Annotated in this window: 12 protein-coding genes; 3 read left to right on the forward strand and 9 right to left on the reverse strand. The window is 45.8% G+C overall.

Annotated features, from left to right (window positions below; all coding sequences use genetic code 11):
• Positions 1-25: 25 nt before the first annotated feature.
• The 3 genes from AC4EHJ_RS06420 to AC4EHJ_RS06430 all read right to left on the reverse strand — a co-directional run bounded on the left by AC4EHJ_RS06420 (position 26) and on the right by AC4EHJ_RS06430 (position 5,006).
• On the reverse strand, positions 26-451 hold the full coding sequence (locus AC4EHJ_RS06420) for a DUF4870 domain-containing protein (protein WP_490974735.1): 426 nt from the start codon (positions 449-451) through the stop codon (positions 26-28).
• A gap of 526 nt (positions 452-977) precedes the next feature.
• Complete coding sequence (locus tag AC4EHJ_RS06425) at positions 978-1,673, reverse strand: response regulator transcription factor (protein WP_490974736.1); 696 nt, start codon at positions 1,671-1,673, stop codon at positions 978-980.
• 21 nt (positions 1,674-1,694) lie between these two features.
• Positions 1,695-5,006, reverse strand: a complete 3,312-nt coding sequence (locus AC4EHJ_RS06430; RefSeq protein ID WP_490974737.1) for an ATP-binding protein — start codon at positions 5,004-5,006, stop codon at positions 1,695-1,697.
• 353 nt (positions 5,007-5,359) lie between these two features.
• On the opposite strand from AC4EHJ_RS06430, the gene AC4EHJ_RS06435 reads away from it, so the two are divergent.
• A complete protein-coding gene (locus tag AC4EHJ_RS06435) occupies positions 5,360-6,286 on the forward strand; it encodes an LCP family glycopolymer transferase (RefSeq protein ID WP_490974738.1) in 927 nt (308 codons plus the stop codon).
• Between the two features lie 48 nt (positions 6,287-6,334).
• Here AC4EHJ_RS06435 and pdxA read toward each other — a convergent pair whose 3' ends face one another.
• The 3 genes from pdxA to AC4EHJ_RS06450 form a co-directional block, all read right to left on the reverse strand.
• Positions 6,335-7,333, reverse strand: a complete 999-nt coding sequence (gene pdxA / locus AC4EHJ_RS06440) for a 4-hydroxythreonine-4-phosphate dehydrogenase PdxA (RefSeq protein ID WP_490974739.1) — start codon at positions 7,331-7,333, stop codon at positions 6,335-6,337.
• Positions 7,320-8,615, reverse strand: coding sequence for a four-carbon acid sugar kinase family protein (locus tag AC4EHJ_RS06445; protein ID WP_490974740.1), 1,296 nt, complete (start codon positions 8,613-8,615; stop codon positions 7,320-7,322). The genes pdxA and AC4EHJ_RS06445 overlap by 14 nt, the downstream gene beginning before the upstream one ends.
• A 141-nt stretch (positions 8,616-8,756) precedes the next feature.
• Positions 8,757-10,466 carry a sigma-54-dependent transcriptional regulator gene (locus tag AC4EHJ_RS06450; RefSeq protein WP_490974741.1) on the reverse strand — a complete coding sequence of 570 codons (1,710 nt, stop codon included), beginning with the start codon at positions 10,464-10,466 and terminating at the stop codon, positions 8,757-8,759.
• A gap of 144 nt (positions 10,467-10,610) precedes the next feature.
• Between AC4EHJ_RS06450 and AC4EHJ_RS06455 the strand changes: the two genes are divergently transcribed.
• On the forward strand, positions 10,611-11,372 hold the full coding sequence (locus tag AC4EHJ_RS06455) for an NRDE family protein (protein ID WP_490974742.1): 762 nt from the start codon (positions 10,611-10,613) through the stop codon (positions 11,370-11,372).
• Positions 11,373-11,939: 567 nt separating this feature from the next.
• On the opposite strand, the gene AC4EHJ_RS06460 is transcribed toward AC4EHJ_RS06455, so the two are convergent.
• The gene (locus tag AC4EHJ_RS06460) at positions 11,940-12,425 is read right to left on the reverse strand and encodes an SRPBCC family protein (protein ID WP_490974743.1); all 486 of its coding nucleotides are present in this window, start codon (positions 12,423-12,425) and stop codon (positions 11,940-11,942) included.
• Positions 12,426-12,538: 113 nt separating this feature from the next.
• Here AC4EHJ_RS06460 and uvsE point away from each other — a divergent pair, with 113 nt between their 5' ends.
• Entirely contained in the window at positions 12,539-13,417 is an 879-nt protein-coding gene (uvsE, locus tag AC4EHJ_RS06465) for a UV DNA damage repair endonuclease UvsE (protein WP_490974744.1), read from the forward strand.
• A 67-nt stretch (positions 13,418-13,484) separates the two neighbouring features.
• Here the strand turns inward: uvsE and AC4EHJ_RS06470 are convergent, their stop codons facing one another.
• Positions 13,485-14,756: an ATP-binding protein gene (locus AC4EHJ_RS06470; protein WP_490974745.1), complete on the reverse strand. Its 1,272-nt coding sequence runs from the start codon at positions 14,754-14,756 to the stop codon at positions 13,485-13,487.
• 84 nt (positions 14,757-14,840) lie between these two features.
• Entirely contained in the window at positions 14,841-15,326 is a 486-nt protein-coding gene (locus tag AC4EHJ_RS06475) for a sigma-70 family RNA polymerase sigma factor (RefSeq protein ID WP_490974746.1), read from the reverse strand.
• Positions 15,327-15,540: the final 214 nt, after the last annotated feature.

Raw genomic sequence — 15,540 nt, forward strand, 5'->3', positions numbered from 1 at the left:
GTTTCCAATGAATTTTGTGATGCTTTTAACGCAAATGCTTTTCAGCAAATTGTCCAATGTAGAAGACTTTTGAATATTTGCCGTTAGAGGCGTTTAACATAAGGATGATCCAAAGCACTAAACCGATAGGCATTAAGATCACTCCTGATAACCAGCCGATGACTGGAAGCATCCCAAGGACGGTGAATACAGTAACGAATGCGATTGAAAGCAAAATCGACTGCAGCGCATGAAAGCGTACGAAGCGATTTTCCCTTTCGACGATAAGAAGCAGGAACCCGGATACAAAACCGAATAGATAAGCCAGCGATCCGGCATGATTCTCGGTCAGCCCGATGACGGTCCCAGTGGGGCCGGAAGCTCTTAGCGCTTCGGGGCGTTTGAATACAGTTTGACTATCGAAATTGCCAAGCTGCCGATCGTCTGTGATTTTAAAATTGTTTTCAACCATTTTCTTTTCCTCCTTTATTCTCAATCATTTGACCTAATACTAAAGAGGCAAGGTTAAAACAAAGTTAAATAGATTTAATTATTAAAATATTTTAAATTAAGCTTAATTGATATAAATTTTAATCTAATAAAAGAGCTGATATTTCGCAAAATAGTCCCGCTAAAACGTATTCTCCTGCATCGCTGCAATAGCTTCGTCGCAAAGAATTGGCCGAAGGTAGTTCGGCCAATTCTTTGCTGCGGGCTCGCACCAAACTAACTCGTGCTGACGCATGAGTGGATTTAGGCACTTCATCGCTTCACTGTTCCCTTAGGAGTCGAAGCTGTTTTGCTGCATATCTGGAGAACTGAAAGAAACTGCAGAAAGTGTATCTTTCGTATTCTTTGATAAAAGAATTTGATTCGTATCAAGAGACAATTTTGAGTGAAGCGGAAAGCGTCCGCCTGGAGCGAAATGAAAAGGACTATGTTAATCCCGCAAAACAAAAACAGCCCCGCCGGGATGGCGGAGCTGTTGCTGGTTGATATTATTCTGTTGTGAACTTATAGCCGAAGCCTCTGACGGTCCGGATATGCACCGGATTAGCGGGATCTTTCTCCACTTTCCTCCGTAGGTTGCTGATATGGACTTTGACGGTCTGGATATCCCCTTCGGAATAATAGCCCCAAATCCGGTCGTATAATTGTTCTGCCGTCCACACGCGGTTCGGGTTTTGGGCCAACAGGAGAAGCAATTGGAATTCCTTATGATAAAGCCGGACCTGCTCGTCGTTAACGTAAAGTTCCCTTGCGTCGATGTGGATTTTCATGTCCCCGAATTCCAAAATGGCCAATTTATCTTCGTCGCCGTTTTTCCAGCCGTTTCTCCGGAGGATGGCACGGATGCGGGCTTCAAGTTCATTGAAGTCGAAAGGCTTGGTTATATAATCGTCCCCTCCCGCTTCGAGGCCATTGATCTTATAGGAAAGTTCTTTGCGGTAGCTGACAAATAAAATTGGCATTTTCGTCTGCAGTCGGATTTGTTCACAGACTTCCAGGCCATTCATCCCCGGCATTTCGATGTCGAGCAAAATAATGTCAGGGTTTTCCTTCGCCAATTTATCCATTGCTTCATAGCCATCTTCAGCATCTATGACGCGGTAGCCTTTTTTAATCAGGAACAACCGCATGAGTTCGCGGATTCCTTCTTCATCTTCAACGACCATTACAGTAGCTTCGTTCATGGCAAACACCTCCTATCGTTTTTAAAAACTCAGTGGCAAAGCAATATAGAACACGCTTCCCTTGCCCGGTTCGCTTTCAGCCCAAATTTCCCCTTTATGGGAAAGGATGATTTCTTTTGCAATGGCGAGGCCCAAGCCGCTTCCTTTGTAATGTTCCGATTTCTCCATTTTAAAGAATCGATCGAAAATATGCGGCAATACTTCCTGGTCGATCCCGCTTCCGGTGTCCGCCACTTTTATGATGACTTCGCCCTCAAATTCCTCCAGGTCAAGCACTGCCCCTTCCGTGCCACTTGCGTAGACTTCGGTTGAAATCGTGATTTTCCCATCCTCTGACGAAGTATGCTTTACTGCATTCCATAGGACATTGGAAAACACTTGGTCGATTCTGTCGACGTCAATTGACAGGATAAACTGATCTTCGAGCGGATTGCGTCCTCTTGCACTGTGTTCGAATTTCCTTCCGCTTTGAGTGACATCGGATTCCATGCCGGTGGTCAAGCGGTTCAGCCACTGGCTCAGCTTCACTTCTTCAAAGCGCAGCGTCATATTGCCGGATTTGTATTTTGACAGCTCGGTTAAATCTTCTGTCAGGCGTTCCAACAACAGCAGTTTGTTATGGATCATGTCCAGGTATCTCGGATTTTTCTCGTCGATGAGGCTTTCTTTGACTGCCTGAATATAGCTGTGAATCAGTGTAATCGGCGTCCCCAATTCGTGAGAGATCGTCGATAGCATTTCGTTTCTGGATTTCTCGATTTCCTGGATTTCATCGTTTACAGTCACCAAGTTCATATTGGTGATTTCCAGAGCCATCGTACGTTCTTTGATGTTGCGCTCCAGGAAATAATTGACGTTCGTGATTTCCTGCGTCAAGCTTCTCAAATTGGCCAGAGTTTCGACGCGCAGCAGGAATTCTTCCTTATCGCACGGCTTCACCAAATAATCATTGGCGCCTGCGGTGAAAGCGTTTGTCTTATGGCGCATCCCTTCTTCTTCCGACATCATCAGGATCGGCAGTTCCGTTAACGTGAATTCTTTTCGGATGCTGCGGCATAATTCGTCTCCGGTCATATCTGCCAGCGCCCATTCAAGAATGACAAGATCGATCGGCTGTTCGCCGAGAAGTTTGAGCGCTTCTTTTCCTTCGGAAACCCCGGTCACTTCAAACCCTTCCCGCATCAGATGGTAGGTCACCATCTGCCGATTGACATCGATATGGTCGACAACCAGAATACGGATCTGTTTTTGTTCCCGTCTACGCTGGCTAAGGGATTGCGTAAGCTCTGCAGTGGACAATTCTTCGATTTTAACTTTCTCGGCTTCCTGCGGTTCGGTCAATTCTTCTTTCATATAGATAGGCAGCGTAAAGCTGAACGTCGACCCTTTTCCAGCTTTCGATTCCACTTCCAGCCAGCCGCCTTGCAATTCGACGAGCCGTTTGGAGATGTTCAAACCGATGCCGATACCTGTATCCCGGATCCCGTCGACATCCGATTCCGGCTTCAATGGAAACGGTTCGAATAAAGTCGGAATCTCTTCTTCTTTGATGCCGATACCGGTATCCCGTACGGAAATTTGAATCTGTTTGCCGATTTGATTAGCAGTAATGACAATTTCGCCCGAGACTGTGTATTTGATGGAGTTGTCCAGCAGATTGAAAAGAACCTGCTGCACCCTGTCCGGATCAGCAATAACCTCCGGAAGATCTTCCGGAATCGTGTGGTACAAGGAAACGTCTTTGTCTTTAAGCAATGGCCGGCACACTGTAAGCACTGTTTCAGCCAAATCAAGCAGTTTCACCGGTTCGACATGAACATCGAGCGCATTCTGTTTAAGCTTGGAAAAATCCAAAATATCGTTGATCATATGCGCCAATTTCTTCCCGCTTGTAACAATGGTTCCGAGCTGCTGGTTCGCATTTTGCGGAATGCGTCCATATGCCATTTCCTGCAACGACTCGGCAATGCCGATAATGCCGTACAACGGTGTTCTTAAATTATGGGATGTCATCGCAAGCAACTCATCTTTGCGCTCATTGGCATGCTTCAAAGATTCCATTGCCATGCGCTGCCGCTCAACAGCCTTGCGTTCAAGCTCCTGTTTCTCCAACCTCTTAACTGCCGCTTTATCATTCAACGCGAGTGCGGCTAACAGAATTCCCAGCCCTACTGCTAGATAACCACCATGGCGCGTTCTGAGAGTGAAAAGCATATAACCATTCATAACCAGGAACGAAACCGTGATGCCGAACATCATCAAGAATGCGCCGACAGTGTAATACCTGGCATAAAGGATATCTTTTTCCAGACATATTACCGAGATGACGAAAACTGCGATGGAACTGGCGACAAGCAGCAGCGGCAAAAAGAGGCGAATAGCATCTAAGTTCAACAACAAGATGAACAGCAAGATCAAGTCAGCAGCAATTAGTCCCTTGAACACTTTTTCAAGCCAAGGCAAATGCCGCCGGATATCCAGAAAACTTTCAGTGAATAACAGCATGAAGATGGTGCTCAAGCCAATGAAAAAAAGGATCGAGCGTTCGTTCCACCAAATCATATCTGGCCAGATAAATGCCAGCGTCAAACCTGTGAGCGAGGAAATCGCGAATAAAATCGACATTGACAAGAGCGCGAAATATAAAAAACTTAATTGTCTGAGCTGTACGAATTGGAGTAGATGATAGGCTGTGATGACGATGGCGATTCCTGACCCTACACCGATCAATGCTGTAGTCGCTCTTGTTTCCGCTTCAAAAGCCTTTTCTTCCCAGACTGTCACAGGAATTTGCATCGGTCCGTCAGATTTTGCATGGAGATAAAAGGTCCCTGCAGCGCCTTCCTCCATATCAAGGTTGAAAACGAGATTCCGGTGGTAGTATTCGCGCTCGCCGACTGGCACAGACCGGCCGCTTTCCTTCGCTTCGAATCCGCCCCCGGGTGCGGGCATATACAATGTGACATCGTCCAATGTCGAAGAAGCGACTTCCAACAGCCACTTCTTGTTCGCTGACGTATTCTGCAGATCGAACCTGATCCAATAAGCACTGTCTGTATATCCCTCATTCAGTGTTCCTTCTATATTCGGCATGAACTGCATGCTTAAAATCGGCTGTGAAACCTCTTCCATCGTCAAACTGCCTGAACCATCTTCTAAAATGGACATTTCACTGTCCAATCGGATCTTATCCATTGAATCAGTCAACATCAGCGTTTCGCCGCTTTCTTCTAATCCGCCTTCCGGGCTTTTGGCCGTTATAAAAACCAGCAATATAATAAGGATAAATACTATTTTCACGGTTATAGAAACATTCCGGTAAAGTCGGGACATAATCATGCACCTCTGTTTTTCTAGAATTCGTTTAAGATAATCATTATCAAATCAAAAAAACAGTAACAGTCATAAATTATTACTTAAACCCTTACCTAAATTCTAACTTGTATAATTTATTTTGAATATTTAAATTATTAAGATTCGCCATTTATGAACCATAAGTATCATTATCAATTGATAGAATAATACCATTATACTTGGAAAAAGAAAACATTTTTTTATCTGAAAATTCAAATAAAACTATTGACCCAGAACCTACTTGCGATTATTCTATAAAAAAGGACACTCTAGGTTCATTTGTCGCATGAAATTTGAATCGGGCATTTAATGCCCCAGAAGAGGTGATAGCGATGTTCCAGAAGAAATCTTCAACCCTTCCGAAAAAGAAGAAGAATTGGTTCGGTATTTTTGTAAAGATTTCCATTCTCGTAGGTGCACTATACTTACTGGTCCTATTTCCGAAAGCAACTAGTACATTGGATGAAATCCATGAACCACTGGTCAGGGAAGCATCCCCTAAACGGCAAGAGAAAGTCGTCTTGGAGGATAAGGATCCAATTTCCGTCCTGCTGCTCGGTGTGGATGAGCGTGCGGGCGATAAAGGCCGCTCGGATACGATGGTTGTTGTTGCCATCAACCCGGAAAAGGAATCCACCAAGATGATCAGCATTCCACGTGACACTTATACCGAGATTGTCGGACTCAATATGTCTGATAAGATCAATCACGCGTATGCTTTTGGCGGCATTGAAATGTCGATGGATTCCGCAGAAAACCTGTTGGACATTCCCATCGACTATGTCGTCCAGCTTAATATGGAAGGATTCGAGGACATCGTCGACGCATTGGATGGCGTAAAGGTCGACAACTCTTTTGCCTTTGACGATTTCCCCTCAGGCGAACTGACTTTGAACGGCACACAAGCATTGGATTACGTACGGATGCGCTACAACGATCCGGATGGGGACTTTGGCCGCCAGAACCGCCAAAAACAAGTTATCCAGAGCATAATGACCAAAGCCGTTTCTGCTAAAGCGCTTTTCAATTACCCAAAAATTTTCAACGCGTTAGGCAATAACGTAAAAACCAATATGGGCTTCAACGAAATGATTGATGTCCAAAATAATTACCGCAGTGCCACAAACGACCTGGAACAGCTTTATTTTGAACAGGGATACGGTGAAACAATCGGTGGCATCTGGTATTACATGATGGATGAAGAAGAACTTGCTGAGGTGCAGTCGGTTTTCAAAGAGCAACTGGAAATAAGCCCATAATAAAAAATCCAGCCGCATGTGTGAAATGCGACTGGATTTTTTTGTCCATTATTTTTTAGGTGCGAGTTCGACAGCTTGGCGTAATGCTTCCACTAAGCTTTTTTCATCTGCCTTGCCTGTGCCCGCAATATCAAAAGCGGTGCCGTGGTCCACACTTGTCCGGATAATGGGCAGGCCAACAGTAATGTTGACGCCCGACTCCAGGCCCAGCACTTTGACCGGACCGTGGCCCTGGTCATGGTACATGGCAACAACGATATCAAAATCACCGCGCACCGCGCGGAAAAATAATGTATCCGCTGGCAGCGGCCCTTGCACATCAATTCCTTCTGCTTGTGCTTTCTCCACTGCCGGAACGATTTTGTCCGCTTCTTCGCCGTAACCGAACAAACCATTTTCCCCGGCATGGGGATTGATGCCGCATACCGCAATCTTCGGAGAAGCTATACCCGCTTTGGATAAAGTCTCGTGTGCCAGTTGAATGACGTGCAGAACACGTTCAGGCGTGATCATATTGATCGCATCAATGATGCCTACATGAGTGGTGACATGGATTACTTTTAAATTTGGAGCCGAAAGCATCATTGAATAATCCTTGGTACCGGTCAGTTCAGCCAGTATTTCTGTATGCCCAGGATAAAGATGGCCCCCTTTTTGCAAGGCCTCTTTATTCAGTGGGGCGGTGCAGATAGCATCAATCTCTTTGTCATTGGCCAAACCGATTGCTTTGGCCAAATATTGAAATGCTGCATTACCGGCTTCCGCAGACACTTCCCCGATTGGCAGCGTATCTGGTAAAAGAGCGAGATCCAAACAATCGATTACAGCTGGATCGAATTGCGCTTCTCGCGGGTGATTGATGCGGCGAATCTCTTTTGTGCTGCCCGTAAATTTTTTTGCGCGCTCCAGAATTGAAGCATCCCCGATCACAAACGAACGGCTAGTTTCATGGACAAGCTCATGTTCGAAGCTTTTTAAAATGATTTCCGGTCCGACGCCTGCCGCGTCCCCCATTGTAATTCCAATAATCGGCCTATAATTTTGCATGTAATCCCGCTCCTCTCAGATAATCGACGGCATCGACCAGTGAATGGCTAGTGCCAAAACCCCCTGCTTTTGTAATCGCCGCCATCTTTTTGTTTTTCCAGTCCACGATCCCAAGCGGCAATCCTGGCTCTACTTCAAACTTCAATTCCATGTCGTGGATGCCCAAATTATTGCAAATCGCCTTCGCAGTGTCTCCGCCCGTCATAATGATGGCGTCGAAAGCGGATTGTTGCAGAGCAGCTTCCGCCAGTAAGCCAAGCCCTTCCGCAATCCCTTTTCCGCATGCAGCGGCTGACCATCCATTGCTGGCTGACCATTTCTTGACCCTTTCGCGGTTTTCTTCGGAACCATCCACATAAATCACCGCAGCGTCCCATCCATCCCGAGCTAATTGTTGCCCCATACCCGCGAGGGCCTGAGCTGGATTCTGCAATAATTCCAGCGGATCCGCTTCCGCCATAACCGTTCCTTCTCTTTTCTTTAACTCCGCCAATTGTCCACTTGTCTGACTGGACAAACTGCCGGCAGCCACAAGGACTTTTTCTGCCCCGATAGGTTGCCGTCCATTATTTTTACCTGTGCTTAATTCAGTATACAAATGGTTGATCATACCAGCGGATCCAGCCCAGCCGATTGTCAAGGCCACTCCTTTTTCCAAAATTGCCAGTTCAGCGAAATCCGCTTCATCGACCGCATCGCACACCACCCATTCCACACCTCGTTCAAATTGCTCCTGCACCCACTTTGCAGCGTCTGCGCTAAAGAGCACTTCCCGTGTAAGAACCGCCGCTTTTGCGGGTCCCGCCTCCAATAAATCTGGAATAAAGCTTTTCAAAACCGGTGTTTTAGGGTCTTTGGCAAACTCAGTTTCCGTAATTTTTACGCCGTTTACGTAGAGAACGCCTTGCTCAACGGTTCTGCCCATTACCGGAAAAGCGGGAACGATCCATATCATGTCCATTCCGCCGGCATCTTTCATCGCCTGCAACTCAGCTGCTACAGGGCCGCGCAACGTTGAATCCACTTTTTTATAAAAGTCAGTGATGCCGTTCGTTTTAAAACGCATAATTTCCCGGTGGACTGCTTGGTAGGCGTCAGCTGCAGCCATTGCCCGGCTGTCGGTATCGACAATCCAAACCTCGATTTCTTCATCGCCAAAATTTGAAGCGTTTACTGAATCCGTCAGCAGCACTTTTGTCCGAAGCCCTTTCTGCGCAAGCCGCACGCCCGTGTCATTGGCTCCGGTAAAATCATCTGCAATGATGCCAATCCCTTTTGCCACATCCCCAACCCCTTTGCCGCAAGCAGCTTGTGCCGCCAGTCTTTCTTTTACTATAAAACGAACACTAAATATTGCAACATTTAAAACTCTGTTTTCTTCTCTAAGCAAAATAACGTTTAAAAATGCAACAAAATCGCTGATTCATGATTTGAGTTTGCGCCATAATGTTGCCCGATTGATTCCTAAGCGAAGGGCTGCTTTGGTCTGGTTTAGCTTTTCTTCTTTCAAGACATGGTTGATGATTTTCTGCTCAATTTCTTTCAGTGTCTCGTTGTCGTTGATGCTGATCAGCCCGTGAGCAGAGTCACCAATCGGCATGAATGCTGTTTTCTGCAATGTATTGCTGTTAATCACGTATGTTTTTTCAATCAACGCCAGATTTTTCACATAAGCTTTCAAAGATGCCAAATTGCTGTCTTTTACTGAATGGATAATGTTTTCCAATGCATCTTTTTGCACTTTGACCGGCTGCGTTCCCAGCGTTTGATGAAACTCCTCTAAATAATTTTGGACCAAAGCCGGAATGTCTGTCTGACGATTTGCCAATGTTGGAACCGCAAGCACGATTGCCTGATCAAAACCAGTGCGTTCTGCTATATCTGTCGTCAATGCAGCGGCGGAAATCATCAACTGTATATTTTTCGCATCCGCCTGTTTTGCAATGTGTGTTAAATAGGCCATCTTCTTTTCATCCGGAATAGCGGTCAATTCAATAAACAAGGTCGAAAATGAATCTGGTAGGCGGCTAATCTCTATTTCCTGAAGATCCCGAGAGCCCGCTTCAGCAAAAAATCCGATTTTGCCATGAAAAGCATGTATATAGCGCGCCAGTTCCCGTTTAGCCAAGCCGTCTTTTCCAACCAGCAGCAAAAGTGAAGATGTACACGCCGGGGCTTCTGCTGCCAATAGCAGATTCCTCATCGCTGCACTTTCTGCAACAAGCAGCGGCAGATGGTTGATTTGTTCAAGCTGCATGGCTTCCGCCTCCCGCGCATCGAGCCGTTCAAAAAAGAAATAAACGAGCGGGCCGTCCCGATCGGCAACGAGTTCCGCTTGCACTGTGAAAGAAAATCTCCCCCTATGCGATGTGGACAATACAGGAATTCTGCTGCTCAGTAATTTTACCCGCATCCCTTCCAGTTCTTTATTTGAAATCGGCTGGCCCTTGAACAACGTCCATTGAGCTTCGATTGCCTGGCCATCTTCTGACAGCGCCATGAAATCGAATTTTTCGCGGGCAATTACTGTGTGCAGGATGCGCTGCTTGCGCCTGTTTTTTTCCAATGATGTGATTAAGCGTCGCGCTTCTTCGATTGCCTCCATCACGGACTCACGGCCTGACTGGATCAACAACCCTTCCATGCCCATCCTCTCCGCGGCTTCCACCGTCACAACATCACCGAGAACTCGGCTGACCCCTTCTTTTTTCAGAGCCTCCAATACTTTACCGATTTCTTCTGCCTTTTGTATCGTCGCCACTTTAATATCCATATCCAGCAAGCCCGCTATCGAACTTGCCCCCATCGTTACAGAAGGAAAACCCGCTAATGCGCTCTTTGCTTGTCCAGGTGCGCTCACTAGCATAATGGCACGCAGCAGATCGTAGCCTGAAATTCGGATATCGATGACCGGCAAGTCCAATGCATTACGGATCATTTGCGCCGTCCCGCCTCTGCTGATGATCAAATCTGCACCTTCCCGCTCCATGCGCTTAGCCACCAGGACTCCTGCTTCCAGATTACCCGCTTCCACAAGAAGTTCGATAGTTGGATAAGCTTCTTTTAAATCTTCGATTAATTGCGCCATCGCTTCGTATGGCGGGATAATTCCAATTGTGATATTCCTTGCCACCACTCTTCCCCCTCTGTATTTCTAGTTGTTGCTATTATAGCAATGGACAGGCTCAAGCACCGTATTGCTAATGTATTATTCTGTCAACTTCGTAGCCGCTTGTTTATAATAGCTTTAACAATAGACTGAAAAGGGGCTGTCTTCATGTGTTTGATTAATTTCCAATTGAACGGTCATCCGAAATACAAATTAGTGTTGGCTGCAAACCGGGATGAATTTTACTTACGCCCGACAGAATCTGCCCATTTTTGGAAAGACGAACCACAATTATTGGCTGGCCGCGACCTGATGCAGATGGGTACTTGGCTTGGCGTCACGAAAACCGGGCGAGTTGCTGCTTTGACAAATTTCCGAGATCCCTCAGCGCCTGAAGCCAATAAAATTTCACGCGGCTCGATTGTGCGGCACTTCTTGTCTACGGATATGGATGTGCGGCTTTTTCTGGAAAACTTGATCCCGGAAGATTATGCCGGTTTTAATATTTTAGCCGGTGACAGCAGCCAAATGTTTTATTACAACAACCTGGAAGCGAAAGCCGCCGAAGTGGAGCCAGGAATTCATGGCCTTAGCAACCATTTCCTCGACACGCCTTGGCCGAAAGTCGTAAAAGGCAGTATGCATCTCGAACGCTACCTGACGGACAACGAAGATGTGCACATCGACGATTTGTTCGACATTCTGCAGGACGCAGAAGAATCAGTAGACAGCGATTTGCCGGACACGGGAATCGGCTCTGAGCTCGAACGCAAGCTGTCGCCGATGTTCATAAAAACGCCGGAATACGGCACCCGCTCTTCCACCGTCGTGCTCATCAGCCATGACGACCATGTCGTTTTTGCTGAACGCGTATACAATAGCGGCAAATTGCAGGAAGACAACCGCTTCGAGTTCGATATTGAAAAATGAAGTACGTGTTTTGAGCTAATGCCGGTTAACTTTTAAGCAATTAATGTTAACTTCTTCTTAATTCATGTTAACTCTCTCGTACTTCATGTTAACGAAAAGCTAAATCATGTTGAGCCGAATTACTACATGTTAACGAAAGAACCTTCTTCCCATACTTACAAATGGTTGCATTTCGCCGGGGCGAAATGCGCAACTGCTCGAGAAGGAGCTGTTCGCCTGAGCGAACGGCTTTTCCATTTATGTTCTTGAACTTGGATCGCGGAGAGACGCATACACTTTTCCACTCTTTCAAAAGGAACCATTACAGCGACTTCATTTTAAACTCTAAACAGTTCATGTTAACGCCCGATTAGATCATGGTAACGTCCTTCCAATTCATGTTAATAGCTTGCTTAGTCCTGTTAACTTTGAAATAACATTTGTTAACGAGTAAACTTTCTCCGCTTTTAAACTATTTTCACACTGCCTGAATACGCTTGAACATCAAAAGGAGCCCTTAGCAGATTTGCGAAGGGCTCCTTTTGAACTTGAAATGAAAATTGCATCACTTATATAGCAACGTTACCGTTATGCAAAGTCGATGGTCATACTGTCGAGCAGCCTTTTGTATTCCGAGAATTCCTTTTCCCATTCGGCGTGCCGGTCGATTCCCTCACCCTTCAACAGAGACTCGATTACATCCAGGCAAACATGCCAGCCCGCAAGGTCCTTTGCTGTCTGGGGTGTGATTTTACGGATTGACTCGATCAGTTTTAATTTCGTCTCCTGATTTCCAGGTGACACTTCAAAACGGATTTCATCTTCCCACCAATTGAACGCCAGAACTTTGCCTTCTTCAAAATCAACAATCGCCAAGCTTTCAGATCTGCCGTCCCCCATATCGAAAGTTAACGACCCGCCTTTGCGCAAATCGGCAATCTCCAACTCCGAAAACCATTGATTGAGCTTTTCATTGTCCGCCAGCATTTCCCATACCTGTTCACTATCAAATGGCAATGTCCGTTCGAATCTTGCCTCGTACCCTTGATCTTTTTGTGTGATTTCTGCTCGCATGCCTGTTCCCCCTAATCTAATAGTCATGATTCTATTATACACGAACACGCGGCAAGGTTTTGATGGGTGCATCGTGCTAAAATCGGGTATAGGAATTTAAGGAGTTGACGATCATGAGATTAGGCTATGCTTGTATGAATACTGAATTGAAAACCGTCTTCCGCACGGTGCGCGTTGCGACTGTGGAAATGGAAGGATCGGCAAAAATAAAAGAATTGACGATGCAGAATATGCAGACCACTTTGGAAATCTTGAACTGGAATGTGGAGAATGGCATTTATTTTTATCGTGCGTCCAGCTCTATTATTCCTTTATCGACTCACCCGATTAACGACTGGATTTGGTGGGAAGATCCAGATTTCCTTGAAATAGCCGCACAAATCAGAGCGCTTGTTGATAAGTACAAGATGCGGATTTCAATGCACCCCGGCCAATATACCGTACTTAATTCACCAAAAGAATTGGTGGTCGAGAAATCAGTCCAGGATTTGGAATATCACGACCGCCTGATCGAATTGCTGGGTGGCAACGACTTGATCCTCCATACGGGCGGTGCTTATGGCGATAAAGAGGACGCCAAGAAAAGGTTCGCTGAAAATTATGCGCAACTCCTTTCCAGCTCCATCAAGAAGCGGCTGCGCTTGGAAAATGACGACAAAACATTCACGATACGCGATGTGCTCGACGTCAGTAAAATGACTGGTGTTCCGGTATGCTTCGATATCCACCACCATAATTGCAATAACGACGGTCAACCGGTCGACTTTTCGGAAATTTTAGCGACATGGGAAGGTTTCGGGACGCCGAAAATCCATATCAGCACAGGCAAAGAAGGGTTTACCGATTTGCGCCACCACAACCTTATTGCCGAAGAAGATTTCAATGAACTGCTCTTGCTGCTAGGCGGCATTGATGCAGACATCATGTTCGAAGCGAAGCTGAAAGAACAAGCCGTCCTGCCATTCGTACGCAAACTTCAAAGCGTGCAATGACACCGTTGGACGCCAACGGAAAATAATTTAAAAAGCGAAAGGAGGCCGATTTAATTCGGCCTCCTTTCTATTGGGCTGTAGGGAATACCAGTGTAAATATGGTGCCTTTGCCTTTTTCAGACTGGACGTTTATTTCGCCACGCAATTGGTGCGCAATGCTATACGACACCATCATTCCGAGCCCAGTACCTTTGCTTTTCGTAGAAAAATAAGGCTCTCCAAGGCGTTGAAGCTCTTCTCTGGTCATGCCCCATCCTTCATCTTTTATGAGAATCAGCACAGAAGGCGCTTTTTCCTTGATGCGGATCGTCAAGACACCGCCGTCTGGCATGGCATCGATTCCATTGCGGATGATATTGATAAGCATTTGGTGGAACTTTTGACGGTCGGCCATGATTTCCGCCTTGCAGCCGCCATCGATTAAATTGATGGTGACTTTCTCCCAATTGGCATAAGGGGTAAGCACCTTCAGCACATGCTGGATTTCCACTTTCACATGGATTTGCTCAAGCTTGCCGCTCGCCGGTTTCGCAAATACCAAGTAATCTTCAATCAATTGGTCCGCTGCTGTGATTTCGTGAAGAATCGTATCGTAGAATTCAATTTGCTTGTCACGGCTATACTCATGCTCTTTCATTAATTGAACGAAACCTTGAATGCTTTGGATCGGATTCCGGAGTTCATGTGATACCGAAGCCGCAAAATGGCTGACGGTCTCTAACTTTTCATGCTTCATCAATGAATTCAACAAATATTCCTGGCGTTGGATATGTTCGATCAATAATGCTGCGATTGCCGTGACAGCCCCTTGGTTCAGCATAAGCATCAGCCAAATGCTCAGAAGACTTTCAATCGGGTCTCCGAACAGCCAAAAACCGGCAAGCAAATTAAAGCCTAAGGATGCGATAGTAATTGCAAAGACGAGTGCCGTCTTCTTTAAACGGTTGATGCGCAAATAAAGAGGGCGCAGCAGCGGCACACCTACAGCGACCACGAATAAATTCAATACCCCAATATACATGCCATCACCACCAATAGCGATGCGTCCGACTGCCGAAACCAGGAATAGAATCGCACTGACAGCCGGTCCGCCGTAAAGTGCGCCGACAATCAATGGCACTTGCCTGAGGTCAAAGATGTATTCTTCTCCCATAACTTGATAAGGAACGACCATGCATAAAATGATGGATACCGAGAACAGCGCAGTCAATATTGCCCTGTGGCTTTTAAAAAAATTTCGTTTGCCAGCAGTCGCAAACATCTGATAAATCAGGATGGGAAAGATGATGAAAAATATATTATTGATCATTCCTGTCATCATTTCAAATATCTCGTCCATCCCCTCGCTGAATCCGTTTGAAATTTATTATACAACTTGGACAGTAGGACAATCCACATATTTCGGGCATATTGCCATGCTCTTTTAACGATAAAAATCATCCGGCATCCCTCTCCTGATCTTTTCCAGCGCCCGGCCTTTCCTCTTTTTCAAGCCTGAAACGGATAGCCCTTGCTGCTCAGCGAGTTTCCGAATGCTCTCGCCGTTGACAAAAAGATCTTCAAGAAGTGATTTTTCCTGCGCTGACAGTGGGACGGAATCCAACCATTCTGGTAATATATTTTCAAAATGAGGACTTGCCGGTTCTTCCAAACCTGGATTCTCCATTACCGCAAAACGGATGGAGAAACGGTTTTCCCGATTTAATTCATCCAGCATCGCTCCCTGGATCGAACGGTAGGCGAACGGCGTAAAATCTCCTTTTGTTTCGTCAAACCGCAGCCATGCTTGCCATAAGGCCACTTCGCCAATTTGGCGGTAACTTTCAAAATCTCGGTAAATGTGCAATTTGCGGATGAGGGCCGAAATCATCGGCGTGTATTGCTGCAATACTTCTTCTATTGTATCCACTTGCAATCCTTCTGGACGTCCTTGTTATTCCCGGGTAAGGTTACCTTAGCCAACCCAGAAGAACATCACAAAAGCACCATTAAAACGTCTAACCTATCATCGAATATTTTTGTATACTCAATACATGACGTTTGTCGTATTAAATTGTCATAAAATATCCTATTTTCTGATTATGGTATTGATTCTCCAAAAATCGAATGGTAAGATTCTCTAG

The organism is Planococcus sp. TJ-301, assembly GCF_058268475.1.